Origin of the sequence: Veillonella sp. (genome assembly GCF_019414865.1) — a bacterium.
Taxonomy (GTDB): Bacteria; Bacillota; Negativicutes; order Veillonellales; family Veillonellaceae; genus Veillonella.
Map to the genome: position 1 here is coordinate 1 of NZ_DXLG01000032.1, position 17,067 is coordinate 17,067.

The following is a 17,067-nucleotide window of genomic DNA, read 5'->3' on the forward strand; positions in this document are numbered from 1 at the left end:
ATCTGATCAAATTCATATTCATTGTGCACAATCAAAACGATAAAAATTATTGACTTTTATATTTTTTTGTGTACAAAAAAATGCTAGAAGCATAGAACCATTATTAAGCATTCTATACTACTAGCATATATATTCAATATGGTGGAGATGAGGGGAGTCGAACCCCTGTCCAAAAGTGTTGCCATATAGACTTCTCCGAGCACAGTCTATGATTTAGATCTCAGGTTGCTATCACTCACAGACAAGCTACACAACCCCAGTTCATGTTGTCTCGCCTAATTCATATGAACAACTGAATTAAGCCAGCCTACGGTTTGACGTCCATTCACACTTGGTAGGCACAAGTATGAGGGACGTAGCTTATGCAGCTAATGCAAAATTTTCTTCTGCGTTTAAATGTTTTCCCACCGTTTAACGGCCTCATGGAACGCCGACTCGCTATCTATACCACACGCACCCCTGTCGAAACCTTTACATCCCCGTGCGTTGGTCTAATAATTATAAGCCTATTTAGTATTACTGTCAATTATATGAGACCTTCACAGTTCAGATATATTCACTATTGTTAGACTACTCAACTTATCTAATATTGACTACTTAAGCAATCAAATGGAATTCTTTTAATACTATCTTTTTTAGATATATTATGTACTATCATAAATTTAATTGTTTCATCGCTTTATGCAATGTATGACATACATAATCAATTTGTTCTTTATTATGAGCTGCTGTAACGGTCAATCGAATTCTACTTTCACCAATAGGTACAGTAGGTGGACGAATAGCTGTTCCAATAATTCCAGACTCATATAGATAATCAGATACTGCCAGTGTATCTTCATTACTTCCGATTAGAATTGGGAAAATTGGCGTTTCATTGGTCGCATCAATTCCCATAGAAGTTAATTTATCTGCCATATAGTTTACATTTTCTTGTAAACGCCCTAAAACAGATGCATCTGTCTCAAGAATATGTAATGCAGCCAGGGCCGCTCCTATATCTGCAGGAGATAATGCGGTGGAGAATATAAAGCTACGACTCGTATTAACGAGATAATCTATGATAGTGCTATTTGCAGCTATATAACCACCAACAGATCCTAAGGATTTACTCAATGTACCGAGTTGAATATCTATCTCTTTCTCTAAATTAAAATAAGCAGCCGTACCATGACCATTACCAATTGTTCCTGTTGCATGAGCATCATCTACCATGAGCAATGCATTATAGTCACGGCTTAATTCATATAGTTTATCAAGCGGTGCAATATCCCCATCCATGCTAAATACACCATCTGTGACAATAAGCTTTCTTGCATTACGATCTACTTGCTTTAATAAATACTTTAGTTCGTCTACATCACAATGGCTATAAGCCTTTACGGCCCCTCTACTCAATCTACAACCATCTATAATACTAGCATGGTTTAGAGCATCGCTAAAAATGATGGTATGTTTATCAGCTATAGCAGAAATAGTTCCTACATTGGCCATATAACCTGTATTAAATACGAGGGCTTTTTCAGTATTCTTAAATTTTGCTAATTCGTTTTCTAGCTCTGTAAATAATGGAAACGTACCAGATACGAGGCGCGATCCACCAGATCCAGTTCCATATTGTTGAGCTCCTTTTACAGCCCCTTCTATTACGCGGGAGTCAAAGGTAAGGCCTAAATAATTATTTGAAGCCATCATCAAATATTCTTTATCATCTCGCTTCACGCGCACTGCATCTATAGGGCAGTATTCTTTTAAGATTCGTAAATTATGATTCTGTACCTTAGTGTCTAATTGTTCTTTAAAAAATTCGTACATATTATCTCCGTTGAACAAGTACAGGAGCACTCTCCAAATACTCAATTACACTTTCACTATCTATATCAGACCGTACAAAGAAAACCCGTCCCCCAATATCAGATCCTACTTCTTTCATATTAGGAATTCGATGATATACACCATTACATGCCACATAGCCTACTGTATAATCTGGATCATCAGACCAACATAATTCACCAACAACACCTTCTGCGGATTGAACTTTAGAGGCCAATACTAAAGCCTCCCTCATATGTTCATTGTCACCTAATGCATGAGAGTCAAAGGAGTCCATATGACTCACACGTACACCTCGATTGCCTTCATCTAAGCGTTCACCTGAAATAGCATCCACTAACATAGCACCGCGCATGGATCTATCTAAATTTTTTAGCATAGAAATAGCTTTGTGTACTGCAGTTTTAGTAATAGTAGGACCTTGTAAAAGTTCAGTTGCTAATTGATGGGATTCAGAAATACTACTAGTTTTATGTTCCTCTACCTTTAGACAGTCAATATATGTAATCTTCTCTGGTGGGATTAAATCTACAGTAATATTGATAAAATCAGCTGTTCCTTTACTGTGATGCAGTGCGCGTTCAGCTAAAGATTGTGCTATACTACCAACTTCATCTAATTTTACAATACGTTCTGCCCCAGAAATATGGTGGCCCCCTTTTTCATGGGGCCCACCTTGTGCTGCACGCATGCGTACACTATATAATTCACTCATTATGATACCTTGCCTTTTATTACATGGTTTTGATGTGCATGGCTATGAATTTTACGGAATACTTTTACAAATACTGGAGCCATAATGACTGTAAAAATCATGCCAGGTACTGCTAATGCAACCATAGGTAATGCGGCCTTACCAATATAAATAGACAATGTTAGCCGTGCTAAGGCGGATGCAATTGGGCCTGAAATCATAATACCAATCATATGATTATGGCACATCCAAAGGATTAACCCTACAATGAGGCGGAATTGCATAGCAATCATAACATTTAATATAGTTTGGGTACCTAGCGCTAAGCCAATTAAACTAGATAGACATCCGCTAATAATATATTTCTTAAATCCGAATACGGCACATATAGCTACCGCTAACGGAGCTGACAGTTGAAACTCTATACCTGGAATGACATTAGGTATTTTAATAGCACCTAACACAGTAATCATAGCCGTTAAAATAGCAATCTCTGTAATGTACCGAATGTTCTGATTCATGATGGATCTCCTCTACTTAGAATTTGTCAACCACAAACACTTCTCTTGTTTACATTATAATTTCAATATACACATTTATCAACTAAAAATACAAGATAAGTTGACAAATATCACAAAAAAAGACCGAGTCAAATGACTCGATCTTTTTATTTTAATATTTTTGTTGTTCTTTAAGTCTCTTAGCAATATCTCGCTTAGCATCGCGTTCTGCCATATCTTGACGCTTATCGTATAACTTTTTACCAGTTACAAGGCCAACGGTGACCTTTACATAACCATGGCTAAAATGGAAATTGAGCGGCACTAAAGAGAACCCCTTTTCTTTAACTTGAGCATGCAATTTGTTAATTTCAGATTTATGCATCAATAATTTGCGAGTTCGTTCAGGTTCATGATTAAAGCGGTTACCTTGTTCGTATGGACTGATATGAACGCCATACAACAAGAGTTCACCTTTATCAATGCGACAAAAGCTATCCTTTAGGTTCAATTTGCCTTGACGTATCGATTTAATTTCAGTACCTGTCAACGCAATACCAGCTTCATAGGTTTCATGAATATTAAAATCATGACGGGCCTTACGATTATCAGCAATAAGAGATGGACTAGATTGTTTTGCCATATGTACCTCTATCGTTTACGTTTACTTTTAGATTTCTTAGATTGATTGCGCTTAGTCGTTTTATTAGACTTCTTACGACTTGATTTACCTTTGTTAGATTTTTTACTGAAAGTATCATATCTAGAATGGCCAGATTTACTGCTATCACGTCGGGAAGATTTTTTACTAGATTTGCCCGAAGATTTACGACCTTTGCCCGAAGATTTACGACCTTTGCCACCATCAAAACCATCGCGACTACTTGCATAGTCAGAACCACTTCGCAATTGTTCTTGAATAGCCATTAGATTATTAACTTCACCAAGTACAAAGTCGATCTGTTTCTTTTCTACATCGGCTTTTACTAATGTAACAGTTACCTTTTCACCTAAGTGATAGGTTTTACCGGTTCTCTTACCTACGAGCACAAAATGTTCTTCATCGAAGAAATAGTAATCATCGTTCATCATGCTCATATGCACAAGACCATCGATACCATTTTCTAATTCTACAAACATCCCAAAGGACGTAATGCTAGAAATTGTGCCTTCAAAGACTTCTCCTACAAATGGAACCATATATTGGGTCTTTTTGAGATCTACTGTATCTCGTTCGGCCTCAGTGGCAACTTGTTCTTGTATAGAAGAATGTTCTACAGCCCCCACTAAGAAGGTTTCATCTACATCGCGTTTAGAATAGCCATTCTTCCAATGCATATCCGCTTTTAAAAGGCGGTGAACCATTAAGTCTGGATATCGTCTAATAGGAGATGTAAAATGCGTATAACATGTGGATGCCAAGCCAAAATGACCCACATTGTTAGTACTATATTTAGCTTGCTGCATAGAGCGCAAGGTCATAATTTGAGCCACTTGCTCAATATCTTGCCCTTTTACTACATCTAAGATTTTTTGGAAATCCCGTGGTGTTACACCATCAGTACTAAGGACTAGATTTTGACCTAAATAATTAAGCACCTTTTGGAATAAATCTAGTTTTTCCTCACTAGGATTCTCATGAATACGATATACCGATGTACGGTGTGTATGCTCTAAATGTGTAGCCACTGTTTCATTGGCAATGAGCATACATTCTTCGATAAGTCGTTCCGCCATGGTACGATCTCGTTTTACGATGCGCAACGGTGTCCCATCATGATCAAGTAATACCTTGTACTCAGGAAAATCAAAGTCCAATGCACCTCTACGACGACGCATTGCATTAAGAATTTTGGAAATTTCTGCTAAATCACAAAGCATTGGCATAAAGTCTTGTAAATCGTCAGGAATAATATTTTCTTCCAGTGCCTTATACACTTCTTTATAACTACAACGACGGCCTACATGGATAATAGACGGTCGAATGCGATAATGTACAACCTTACCATCTTTATTAATTTCCATCATACACGTCATGGCATAACGGTCTTCATGGGCATTTAAACTACAAATACCATTGGATAAAACCTCTGGTAACATCGGTACTACTCTATCAACTAAATATACAGATGTCCCCCGTTTATAGGCCTCGTTGTCAATGGCTTTCCCAGATGTTACATAATGACTTACATCTGCAATATGTACGCCTAATTCATAATTACCATTTGGTAATTTACGACCACTAACAGCATCGTCTAAATCTTTTGCATCTTCCCCATCAATGGTAACCATTTGTACATCACGAAGGTCCCAACGATCAGGATCCTCATGAATCACAGTATCAATTTTCTTGCTAGCTTTAATGACATCGTCTGGAAAATTAAATGGAATCTTATGATTCGCCATGATGCAGTTAATATCGAGGCCTACATCGCCTTTATAGCCAAGAATTTCCGTAATAATACCTTCTGGCTTTTTATCCCCTTCCGGCCATTTTGTAATTTTGACTAGTACCTTTGCGCCACTACGAGCATCTAATGTATTTTTTAAGTCTACAAAGATATCAGTCCCTATGCGCTCATCATCAGGGATAACAAAGCCAAAGTGTTGTTGTCGATCATAGGTACCTACTACAGTTTCATTAGCTCGTTCAATAACATCTACGATAATGCCTTCTCGTTTATGCTTTGTATAGTTAGAAGGTACAACGCGAACTCGAACCTTATCATTGTGCATAGCAGTCCCTTTATTTTGTTCTGCTACATATATATCTTCATCATCCGGCATAATCACAAAGCCATACGACTTACGATAGCCCTTATAAATACCTTCATATTCTTCATGTTGTTGTTCTGCATATTGATATACATCAGGTCGAGAAGATGTTAGCACCCCTTCTCGAGCAAGCATTTTTGCTGAACGAATAAACATCTCAAGATCCTTACCACCACGGATGTGATTATCCATAGCAGCATCTTCAATATGATATGCATGTGGTTGTATAGATTTATAAAAGTCTAATACTTTCTTCTTCAAATCTTCACCTCCTTATTCTGAAAAAAGAAAAAGCCTGCAAAGCAGGCTTTCATCATTAGAATTGATTAATCATTGCCCCTAACACTAAGCTCAACACAGCAAAGATAATCCCCAATATAATCGTACATTTAGATAAGAAAGCGTCTAAACCGCGTTGCTTACCACCAAAAGAAGAGTCTGCCGCACCAGAAACAGCACCACCCATGCCTGCGTTTTTGCTATTCTGTGCAACCACTACTACGATTAATAAGATAGATACGATAACTTCTACAATCATTAAGAAATTTGTCACGACTGTCATCCTTCCTGTGTGGCTCTGGGAGAATCCAAAACCCGATGTTCTAAATACTTCTCTAATTTACGTTTAACCCTTTGTAACGCATTGTCTATAGATTTGACACTGCGATCTGTGACCTCAGCCATTTCTTGGTAGGAACGTCCGTCTAGGTATCCTTCCAAGACCTCCCACTCGAGTTCACTTAAAATATGACCAATATTGCGCTCAATATCATCCAATTCCTCTTGGCTGATAATAAGATCCTCAGGATTGGTAACCTTTGCTGAGGATAGCATCTCGATCAACGTACGCTCTGATTCCTCTGTATATACCGGTTTATTTAGCGATACATAGGAGTTTAAAGGCGCATGTTTTTGTCTTGTTGCCGACTTAATAGCCGTAATAATTTGTCTAGTTATACAAAGCTCTGCAAAAGCTCTAAAGGACGCCAATTTATCATGTTTAAAATCTCGCGTAGCCTTATATAGGCCAATCATTCCTTCTTGAATGATATCCTCTCGATCAGCACCTACCAAAAAATAAGAGCGAGCCTTTGCACGAACAAAGTTTTTATATTTATTAACAATATAATCGATTGCAAACTCATTTTGCTCTTCTTGAGCTATGACCACAACTTGCTCATCAGTCATTTCTTTGAAATTGTAATCGGACTTGCGTGTATGAATACTGTTCATATGCTCCTCCTTACAATTGAGCAGAAAAACCAATATATTCATTATACTGGAAGTATATGTGATTTTCAACTATCAATGGCCACGCCGTAATTTCTCTAACTTTTCAGCTACTTCAGGAGATAATAAACCTCCTACTTCATTACGTCGCAAGCTAAATTGATCTCGTCTATGTTCATGAGCGTATTGTAATCGTTCCTCTTCCTTAGCCATACGAATCATATTTTGCAATTCTCGTGCTGGAATACGTAAGCCCCCAGATCCTAGAATTTGATTTTGTTCAGCTCCATCAGAGGTTACAACATATACATTGGTATATTTGCCTTTCCGCAAAAATACCTCTCGTTCAATAAAGGAATCCGCCGTCTCTCCATCCTCAGTATAGACTTCAAGAAATCCGCTCGTAATAGCCTCTACAGAGCCGCCAGACTTTGTATATTTACCATCAAACACAAGGATAACTTCGTATCCCTTGAATTTTCCGTAGTTCAATAATCTATCTCTCAGTTCCATACGGGCATGTTCTAATGATTCATGAGCGAGTTTCTTAAGATGTGTCCATGCGAATATCACATTATATCCATCTACAATTAAGATATCTTTTAACATAATTATTTCGCTTGACGTTGACGTACCGCCTCATACATAAGAACGGCAGCTGCCACAGATGCATTCAAAGAATTTAAATTCCCATACATAGGGATGGTAATGAGGAAATCACAAGCCTCTTTCACAACGCGGCTAATGCCCTTACCTTCATTACCGATAACGATAACTGTAGGAATTGTCATATCCGCCTCGTATAAGGTACGATCCCCTTCCATGTGAGCGCCCATGACCCAAAAACCTTGTTTTTGAAGTTGTTTAATAGTTTGGGCTACATTCCCAACTTGTACAAGTGGAATTTGCTCAATAGCACCTGCCGATGTTTTAGCTACGGTAGCATTAATAGGTGCATTGTGACGCTTAGGAATGAGAACAGCCGTAGCCCCTACACATTCCGCAGTACGGATAATTGCGCCCATGTTATGTGGATCCTCAACACCATCTGTTAGGATAAGTAAAGGTACCTCATGATTCGTCTCTTGCAGCACTTCACCTAGTTCTTTAAATTGAACAGCAGATACAAGAGCAATAACACCTTGATGTGGCACCTCTAAATCATATTTATTCATTTGTTTGATAGGTGTTGGACGCACTTCAATGCCTTGAGATTTAGCAAGACCAACAATATCAGCTAGACCTGTTTTAACCTTATCTTCACTGACCATAATGCGCTGAATTGATCGACCACTTCTAAGGGCCTCTTTAACCGCATTGCGACCTACAATATAATTATCCATACTACATACCTCGTAGAGTTATTGAAAAGGCTTGCCTCATAACATCTTGTAAGCGCTCATCTTGACGCGTTTCATAAAGAAATCCAAGTACGGCTTCAAAAGCTGTACTACTACGATATTCTTGAACAGAACTACTTTTTGGCACATTTACATTACTATTCCTAGCACGTCGTGCAATAGCTTGTTCCTGTTCTGTGAAAGTATCCTCTATTTCAAGCAATACCTTCGCTTGTGACTTAGCACAAATAAACTCAGTAACAATGGTGTGCAACACTTGTACCTTAGATATATTCATTTGTACTACTCGCTCACGAACATACATGGAGTATACTGCATCGCCAATATAAGCAATCATTACTGCATCTGCACTGAGGCACTCCTCTATAGTTCGTTTACGCAAACGAAGCGGCTCTTGTTCAAGAGCCGTCAACTTTTTTATTGCTTCATTCTTTAAGAATTGAAATTGTTTAAACTTCACGTTTTTTCCACCGTGCACCTTGAGGGGAATCCTCAATAGTAATACCGATTTCAGCCAAACGATCGCGGATACAATCAGCTAGTGCCCATTGTTTTTGATCACGACATGCTTGACGTACAGACAAGATAACTTGCATTAATTCTTCGTATTCAGCGGCGTTAGCACCTGTGTTGCCTTCCCATGCTTTTTCAAGAATACCAATTACTTCTGTCATGAACTTGAAGATACGTTTAACTTCAGCAATAGCTTCTTGACAAACAACACCTTCACGGCCTGTTACAACTTGATAGTAAATGTTGATTTCTTTAGCAAGACCGAACATGCTAGATGTAGCTAACGCAGTATTGAAGTCATCACTCATAGCTGCTTCGAATTCTTCTTCATACTCTTTAGCTTTTTCTAATAAGTGTTGCGCTTCATCACATGGACCTGGTTCACATTTTTCAAGGTACAATAGATTTTCAATAGCAGTGCTTAAACGTTCTAAGGATTTATTTGCTTCCTCTAAACGTTCATCAGAGAAATCTAATGGACTACGATAATGTGTGCTCAACAAGAAATAGCGCAATGCGTCTGGGCTATATTGTTCTAAAATATCTTTTACCAAGAAGAAGTTATTCAAGGATTTAGACATTTTTTCAGAATTAATGGTAATGAAACCATTATGTAACCAATAGCGTACAGATGGATGTTGACCAGAACAACCTTCAGATTGGGCAATTTCGTTTTCATGATGAGGGAAGATCAAATCACTACCACCACCATGGAAGTCAAATTCTGTACCTAAATATTTTTGGCTCATCGCAGAACATTCAATATGCCAGCCTGGACGACCATTTCCCCAAGGGCTTTCCCAATATGGTTCACCTGGTTTTGCTGCTTTCCATAATGCAAAATCCATAGGATTTTTCTTACGACCATCAACTTCGATACGAGCACCTGCTTCCATATCATCTAATGTACGGCCAGATAGCTCACCATAATGTTCAAATTTATCAACGCTATAATATACATCACCATCGAGTTCATAAGCATAGCCTTTTTCAATCAATGTAGAAATCATAGCGATAATGTCTTCGATATGTGTAGAAACACGAGGATAAATATCAGCACGTTGTACACCAAGTGCATCCATTACTTCAAAATAGCTATCGATATAACGGTTTGCAATAGTATCCCAAGATACACCTTCACCATTAGATGTATTGATGATCTTATCATCTACATCTGTAAAGTTTTGTACATATGTTACTTTATAGCCTACATGTTTCATATAGCGACGAATTACGTCCCATGTTACGAATGGACGTGCATTGCCAATATGAGGATGGTTATATGGTGTAACACCACATACGTACATCTTTGCCTCACCTGGTGTTACAGGATTAAACACCTCTTTTTGACGCGTCATAGTATTATAAACTGTAATTTCTCTCATCGTTACCGATGCCTCCATGTTCGTAAAATAAAAAAGACCCCTCATCTCATACAGAGACGATGGTCCGCGGTTCCACTCTGTTAGGCACCAATATAGTACCCACTCATCGCATAACGGCGCGTCACCGGACAAACCTACCTATAATCGGAGTGTCAGCTCGTGAATGCATTTCGTCTACCTATCCTTGAACCCTCCCACCATCGGTTCTCGCTAAAAAGTTAGTTGTAGAGTACTTCTTTCAGTCTTAGCTATTAGTAATCATCTATATTCAGATATGTAAATATTGTATCAATTATCCTATAGAATGTCAATGAGAACAAGAAAATCCTCACCTTTCAACATATCCTGCTAGCCTATGATACATGCGAATTTCGACTATATAATTTGAAAGATGAGGACGAAGTATTACCTATTAAGCATTTTCTAATTTTTCTTGATCATCATGTTTACGGCAAATACCTGCAAAGATAGAGCCTGTAAAGTTATGGATAATGGAGAACACTGCACCTGCTACTGCTGCTTGAGGTGTAAAGTGTTTAAGTGCTAAAGACACGGATAATGCAGAGTTTTGCATTGCCACTTCAATTTGCATAGCACGACGAGAGGAAATATCGATGCTAAGTGCCTTACAAATGAAGTACGTTACTACATAACCACTCACATTTTGTACCAAGCAAGCTACGAAGATGATGAAACCAGTTTCAGCAATTTGTTTTTGGTTTACTGCAGTTACAGCAGCCAAGATTAACAATACTGCAATGGCCGCAATTGTAGGACATACAGATTTAACAGGTTCAATCTTAGAGCCGATGAAGTAATTCAATACGATACCCAAGATGATTGGTACCAATACGATTTTTACGATAGAAATAAACATCGGCATAAATTGAATTTCAATGGAAGATGTAGCACCTGCATAGAGTACAACGAATAAAGGTGTCAAAATCGGAGCCAATAATGTAGATACAGTCGTTGCAGATACAGATAAAGGAACATTACCATTAGCAAGGAATGTCATAACATTAGAAGCTGTACCACCAGGGCAAGCACCTAATAAGATGAAGCCGATACCAATTTCCGGAGGGAAATTAAAGATAAGGGCCACTAAGAAACCTGCCAATGGCATCCATAAGAATTGGATAACAGATACAAGAATAACCTTCATTGGTTGCTTAAATACATCAAGGAATACTTGCGCTGTTAATGTTAACCCCATGGCAAACATAACAAATTGAAGCATGTACGCAATGTACGGCGTCATCCAAGAAAATACAGTTGGTAATAAATACGCTAGCACTGCCATCAATAGCACGATCCATGAAAGGTAGCTATTGAATAAGTGGTTAAGAGAACGAATAATACTCATAAAAGCACTCACTTTCATAATAAATAAAAATAAAAGACGCCGATTATTATAGCATTTCTATTGAATAATCTCAATATACATAAAAAAGCTCTCATAACCTCAGCTATGAGAGCTTTTAAATTAGCTTCTATTACTATTTTGTTAAAGCGCTAACATTGTCTAAGCGATGTAAGCATTTTTCTTTACCAAGCAATGTAACAATATTATTCAAATCTGGACCATGCATTTGACCTGTTAAAGCCACGCGGATTGGCATGAATACGAATTTACCTTTCAAAGCAGTTTCTTTCATAACAGCTTTAATCGTTGCTTTTACAACGTCAGGTGTAATTTCATCAAATTCTGCCAATGCATTACGGAATGCACCAAGAACTGTTGGTGCTGTTTCTTCATTCAATACAGCACGCAATTCCTCTTCATGACCTTCTTCAAGGAATACTGTTTCGCCCATGAACATGCCTACATGATCTTTAATTTGAGCACCATAGCTAATATGGTCACGGAATGTGGAGCATAGCAATGTCAACCAATCAATATCCGCTTGATTCAAGCTATCTGGAGCCAAACCAACCTCTTTCAAATGAGGCAAGCAAAGATGGAATAACTCTTCATCGCTCAAGTTTTTCATGTAGTGGAAATTGATATGGTTCAATTTATCGATGTCGAATACGGCAGGGTTCTTCGCTACGCGATCCATGGAGAAGGCTTGAATCAATTCATCTTGTGTAAAGAACTCTTCTTCCCCTTCTGGAGCCCAACCTAGAAGCGCTAAGAAGTTTACAAGTGCTTCTGGCAAGTAGCCTAATTGTTTGTATTGTTCAACAGAAGTAGCACCATGACGTTTGGACATTTTCTTGTAATCTTTACCAAGAATCAAGGAAATGTGGCCAAACTTAGGTACTTCCCAACCTAAAGCTTCATAAATAGCCATTTGACGTGGTGTGTTAGATAAATGTTCCTCTGCACGAATAACGTGAGTAATGCCCATCATATGATCGTCCATTACTACTGCAAAGTTATATACAGGAATACCGTCGGATTTAACGATAACGAAGTCACCTACACCGTTGGATTCAAAGGATACATGACCGCGTACCATATCATCGAAAGCATATGTTTTATTCAAAGGAACGCGTAAACGAATTGTTGGTTTACGACCTTCTGCAATATATTTAGCCTTAGTTTCTTCCTCTAAGTGTTGGCAATGACCGTTATATTTAGGTGTTTCGCCACGATCCATTTGTTCTTGACGAACAGCATCTAATTCTTCTGGTGTGCAGTAGCACTCATAAGCTTTGCCTTCGTCTAATAAGCGTTGTGTTACTTCTTTATATAAGTCAAGACGTTCTGTTTGACGGTAAGGGCCATTATCGCCACCTACGTCGATACCTTCATCCCAGTTCATGCCAAGCCATTGTAAGGAAGCTTTGATATTTTCTTCACTTTCACGTGTGGAACGAGCCAAATCTGTATCTTCAATACGCAATACAAATGTGCCTTTTTCCTTACGTGCTAATAGCCAGTTAAACAAAGCAGAACGAGCGCCACCAATATGGAATGGACCCGTAGGGCTTGGAGCAAAACGAACTTTCATGGAACTCATGATTATACCTCTCCTTCATATACAGAAACGACAGCTTGTGCAGCAATGCCTTCGCGGCGCCCAATAGCACCCAGCATTTCATTCGTTGTCGCTTTAATACTAATACGTTCTAATGGTATTTCTAAAACAGATTGTAAATTCGCCTTCATCGCATCGATGTGCGGCTTCAATTTAGGTGTCTCTGAAATAACCATAATATCTATATTATAGGCTTGTAACCCACATTCTTTCAATAAGGAATTAACCTTTTCTAGTAAAAGCATACTAGAAATCCCTTTATATTCGTCATCTTCAGGCGGGAAATAATATCCAATATCGCGTAAACCTGCAGCACCTAGCATGGCATCCATCAATGCATGAATGAGAACATCCGCATCGGAATGACCATCAGGACCGAGTTCAGATTCAATACGAACACCACCAAGAATACAAGGTCGACCTGCTTTTAATTGATGAATATCATAACCAAATCCAACGCGCATACGTGTATCCTCAATTCCTAAATATCGTTTAGCTACTGCAATATCATTCGGTGTTGTTACCTTTATATTACAATAGTCTCCTTCAACTATATGTACAGGCTTTCCTACATACTCTACTAAAGATACATCATCTGTGCCAAGATACTTTGTTTCATAAGCCGCTTGATGAGCCTCTACAAATAAGTCTTTTTGAAAGCCTTGTGGCGTTTGAATTTGATATAACTCACTACGCTGTAATGTTTCCAAAACATTATGATCTCTATCAACTCGTTTAATGGTATCTGTAGCCGGAACCCCTACAGTAGCTGCACCATAGAGATTAGCCGCCTCAGCTACATCACTAAACATGTTAGTAGAAGCCAACGGTCGCGCCCCATCATGAACAAGAACTATATTGGTATCTTCTGATACAGCCTTGAGACCACATGCCACAGAATCTTGCCGTTCTTTTCCACCAAGTACGATGTGAACTGGAACAGTTAAATCCAACTCTTGAATATGTTTTGTCATATATTCTTGTTCACCATCGGCTACAACAAGAATAATCTCATTCAAACCTTCAACCTTTGCTACATTTTGTAGTGTACGCTGAATAATAGAGAATCTCCCTAAAGGAATAAATATCTTATTTTCTTTATATCCCATGCGGCGCCCAGCACCAGCGGCGAGAACAATACAACTAATTACCTTGTCCATTTTGTCCTCCATCTACACGAGCAAAGATCATGCGACCTGCACTCGTTTGTAATATGGATGTAACCATAACCTCTACGGTTTGGCCCACATAAGGTTTACCATCTTCCACAACAATCATGGTACCATCGTCAAGATACGCAACACCTTGATGTACCTCCTTACCTTCTTTCATAATTTGCACGCGAATCCATTCACCGGCAATGAGGGCTGGTTTAAGTACATTAGCGAGCTCATTAAGATTGAGTACTTCAATACCTTGTACACGAGCAACCTTATTTAAGTTGAAATCATTAGTCATCAACTTCCATTGCTTGTCTAAAGCGAGGCGCATCAATTTAGAATCAACTTCTGTAAGATCATCGTAATCATCTTCCACTACTTCAATAGCTACCTTATTGGCATCTTGCATCTCTTTCAAAATATCGAGACCACGACGACCACGATTACGTTTGGTAGCATCTGCAGAGTCAGAAATAATTTGTAACTCATTCAATACAAAGAGTGGAACCATGAGAGGACCTTCAATAAAACCTGTATTACATAGTTCCTTAATACGACCATCAATGATAACAGAAGTATCTAATAGTTTTGGAGTACTCGTAGTTTTATCAGATTTATGAGTAGAGAACATTTTAAAACGACTAGTCTTTTTATTCCCATCTCCGCCCCATTGTTGTACATAATTATTGTACATTTCAGGGCCCTTGCGAGCCATGATTTTAAGGCCACTATATCCAAAGATAGCACTTAAAATAATAGGAATGTAAGGTCCTATAATAGGTACTTGATTGAATGCAACACCAATTAAATTTGCAATAATAAGACCGAATAATAAACCGATGGTGCCTGCAATCAATTCTTGATTTGGAATATGAGTGAGAATACGTTCTAATCGTTTAGCAATCACTAAACCTTGTTTTAAAATAAATGAAGAAATTAAATAACCAATAATAACGCCAATTAAAGTACCAATAATTAATACTGAAATACGTGCAATGGTCAATGACATATCCCCAAAGGACTCGAATTGAGAGACCAAATATGGGTCGATAATAGGTGCTAAGCTATCCATTCCAACATAGGCCGCTGTACCCACAAGAATGGCTATTACATAGCGCAATATCCGATAAATCATCAAATCACCTCCTAATTAAGAAAATACCAGTTGCATTGCTTCTTGAATAGATTTAACGCCTCTAATTTTGATAGAACTATCATTATCCTTGATCTGCTTATAATTGCCTTCAGGAATAATAAACTTTTTAAAGCCTAATTTTTTAGCTTCATTAATACGTTGTTCAATACGTGGAATACTACGAACATTACCAGTTAAGCCAACCTCGCCTAAGATGACCATATCAGTAGGAACAATGCGATTTTTTAAATTAGATACGATGGCAACAGCCATAGACAAGTCACAAGCTGGTTCGTTCACCTTGAGACCACCAATAACGTTAACGTACACGTCCTTATTACCTAATGTAAAACCACAGCGTTTTTCTAGTACTGCTAATAGCACAATTAAACGATTTAAATCATAACCTATGGCAGTACGTCGTGGCATGCCAAAAGCAGTTGTAACAACAAGACTTTGTACCTCTACAAGAATAGGACGAACCCCTTCAAGGTAAATCATAACGGCACTGCCACTTTCCTCATCCGATCGTTCTGCCAACAACGAAGCGGAAGGATTAGAAAGCTCTTGTAGACCTTCCTCAACCATGGCAAAGATACCTGTTTCAGATGTGGATCCAAAACGATTCTTAATAGAGCGCAAAATACGGAATTGGTAAGACCGTTCACCTTCAAAATAAAGTACCACATCCACCATATGTTCTAACATACGTGGACCAGCAATATTACCTTCCTTAGTAACGTGTCCAATAATTACTGTTGGAATATTGCGTTCTTTACAGAATCGAAGGAGTCGAGATGTACATTCTCGCACTTGGCTTACACTGCCTGGAGCAGCATCAATATCACCGGTATACATGGTTTGTATAGAGTCAATAACAAGTAAGGATGGCGTCATTGCATCAGCTTGCTCTAAAATATGATCTAAATCTGTATCGGCAATCACTTGTAAACGTTCACTATTAATATGAAGTCGTTCTGCTCGAAGTTTAAGCTGTAATTGAGACTCCTCACCAGATGCATAAAGAACTGTACCAACAGTATCGGCTACCTTTTGGGAAACCTGTAGTAATAATGTAGATTTACCGATGCCTGGATCACCACCCAATAGCATTAATGCACCAGGTACTATACCTCCACCTAATACGCGATCAATTTCACCAAAGGTTGTAGATACACGCGCAATGGAGGAAATTTCAATATCCGGTAAAGCAGTTGGTTTTGTTGTTTGGTTTCCCACACCTCGTGAAGGTGTGCGGCTATGTTTAGTTTCTTTAATAATCTCTTCAACTAATGTATTCCATTCGCCACATTGTGGACAACGGCCCATCCACTTAGAGGATTCCGCCCCACAATTTTGACAGAAGAATACTGATTTTGCTTTTGCCATATTACCTCAAGACTTGTATAAAATATAAAAAAGGTCATGAATGATAACCATTCATGACCTTTTATGCATAATTTTACTACATGGTTAACTATCACTACTCTATAG

16 protein-coding genes, 1 other RNA gene and 1 other annotated feature are annotated in these 17,067 nt (G+C 38.3%); all 17 genes read right to left on the reverse strand.

From position 1 onward, the window contains the following. Positions 1–139 precede the first annotated feature (139 nt). Positions 140–481, reverse strand: a transfer-messenger RNA (tmRNA) gene (ssrA, locus tag QZ334_RS03420). 173 nt (positions 482–654) lie between these two features. Next, the gene (gene bioF, locus QZ334_RS03425; protein WP_295231924.1) at positions 655–1,815 is read right to left on the reverse strand and encodes an 8-amino-7-oxononanoate synthase; all 1,161 of its coding nucleotides are present in this window, start codon (positions 1,813–1,815) and stop codon (positions 655–657) included. Position 1,816: 1 nt separating this feature from the next. Next, positions 1,817–2,548, reverse strand: coding sequence for a 6-carboxyhexanoate--CoA ligase (locus QZ334_RS03430; protein ID WP_295231927.1), 732 nt, complete (start codon positions 2,546–2,548; stop codon positions 1,817–1,819). Beyond that, on the reverse strand, positions 2,548–3,048 hold the full coding sequence (locus QZ334_RS03435) for a hypothetical protein (protein ID WP_295231931.1): 501 nt from the start codon (positions 3,046–3,048) through the stop codon (positions 2,548–2,550). Before QZ334_RS03435 ends, QZ334_RS03430 begins: the two co-directional genes overlap by 1 nt. Positions 3,049–3,199: 151 nt before the next feature. Beyond that, a complete protein-coding gene (gene smpB / locus QZ334_RS03440; protein WP_004697155.1) occupies positions 3,200–3,670 on the reverse strand; it encodes an SsrA-binding protein SmpB in 471 nt (156 codons plus the stop codon). An 8-nt stretch (positions 3,671–3,678) separates the two neighbouring features. Continuing rightward, positions 3,679–6,063: a ribonuclease R gene (gene rnr, locus QZ334_RS03445; RefSeq protein ID WP_295231934.1), complete on the reverse strand. Its 2,385-nt coding sequence runs from the start codon at positions 6,061–6,063 to the stop codon at positions 3,679–3,681. A 55-nt stretch (positions 6,064–6,118) separates the two neighbouring features. Then, on the reverse strand, positions 6,119–6,355 hold the full coding sequence (secG, locus tag QZ334_RS03450; RefSeq protein WP_004695991.1) for a preprotein translocase subunit SecG: 237 nt from the start codon (positions 6,353–6,355) through the stop codon (positions 6,119–6,121). Positions 6,356–6,360: 5 nt separating this feature from the next. Beyond that, positions 6,361–7,035, reverse strand: a complete 675-nt coding sequence (gene sigH / locus QZ334_RS03455) for an RNA polymerase sporulation sigma factor SigH (RefSeq protein ID WP_105089260.1) — start codon at positions 7,033–7,035, stop codon at positions 6,361–6,363. 72 nt (positions 7,036–7,107) lie between these two features. Then, positions 7,108–7,641 carry an NYN domain-containing protein gene (locus tag QZ334_RS03460; RefSeq protein ID WP_156718951.1) on the reverse strand — a complete coding sequence of 178 codons (534 nt, stop codon included), beginning with the start codon at positions 7,639–7,641 and terminating at the stop codon, positions 7,108–7,110. A gap of 2 nt (positions 7,642–7,643) precedes the next feature. Next, a complete protein-coding gene (gene rlmB / locus QZ334_RS03465) occupies positions 7,644–8,375 on the reverse strand; it encodes a 23S rRNA (guanosine(2251)-2'-O)-methyltransferase RlmB (protein WP_295231938.1) in 732 nt (243 codons plus the stop codon). 1 nt (position 8,376) lies between these two features. Beyond that, complete coding sequence (locus tag QZ334_RS03470) at positions 8,377–8,853, reverse strand: Mini-ribonuclease 3 (RefSeq protein ID WP_295231940.1); 477 nt, start codon at positions 8,851–8,853, stop codon at positions 8,377–8,379. After that, positions 8,843–10,291 (reverse strand): cysteine--tRNA ligase, encoded by a 1,449-nt coding sequence (gene cysS, locus QZ334_RS03475; RefSeq protein WP_105089263.1) that lies wholly within the window; start codon positions 10,289–10,291, stop codon positions 8,843–8,845. The genes QZ334_RS03470 and cysS overlap by 11 nt, the downstream gene beginning before the upstream one ends. 49 nt (positions 10,292–10,340) lie before the next feature. Continuing rightward, positions 10,341–10,546 (reverse strand) — a binding site (T-box leader). A gap of 157 nt (positions 10,547–10,703) precedes the next feature. After that, complete coding sequence (locus QZ334_RS03480) at positions 10,704–11,657, reverse strand: bile acid:sodium symporter family protein (RefSeq protein ID WP_257846481.1); 954 nt, start codon at positions 11,655–11,657, stop codon at positions 10,704–10,706. 133 nt (positions 11,658–11,790) lie between these two features. Beyond that, positions 11,791–13,260 carry a glutamate--tRNA ligase gene (gltX, locus tag QZ334_RS03485; protein ID WP_295231946.1) on the reverse strand — a complete coding sequence of 490 codons (1,470 nt, stop codon included), beginning with the start codon at positions 13,258–13,260 and terminating at the stop codon, positions 11,791–11,793. A gap of 2 nt (positions 13,261–13,262) precedes the next feature. Beyond that, complete coding sequence (gene ispD / locus QZ334_RS03490; RefSeq protein ID WP_295231949.1) at positions 13,263–14,438, reverse strand: 2-C-methyl-D-erythritol 4-phosphate cytidylyltransferase; 1,176 nt, start codon at positions 14,436–14,438, stop codon at positions 13,263–13,265. Continuing rightward, complete coding sequence (locus tag QZ334_RS03495) at positions 14,422–15,573, reverse strand: PIN/TRAM domain-containing protein (protein ID WP_295231952.1); 1,152 nt, start codon at positions 15,571–15,573, stop codon at positions 14,422–14,424. The genes ispD and QZ334_RS03495 overlap by 17 nt, the downstream gene beginning before the upstream one ends. Before the next feature lie 15 nt (positions 15,574–15,588). Further along, complete coding sequence (gene radA / locus QZ334_RS03500; protein WP_024065771.1) at positions 15,589–16,962, reverse strand: DNA repair protein RadA; 1,374 nt, start codon at positions 16,960–16,962, stop codon at positions 15,589–15,591. Positions 16,963–17,067: the final 105 nt, after the last annotated feature.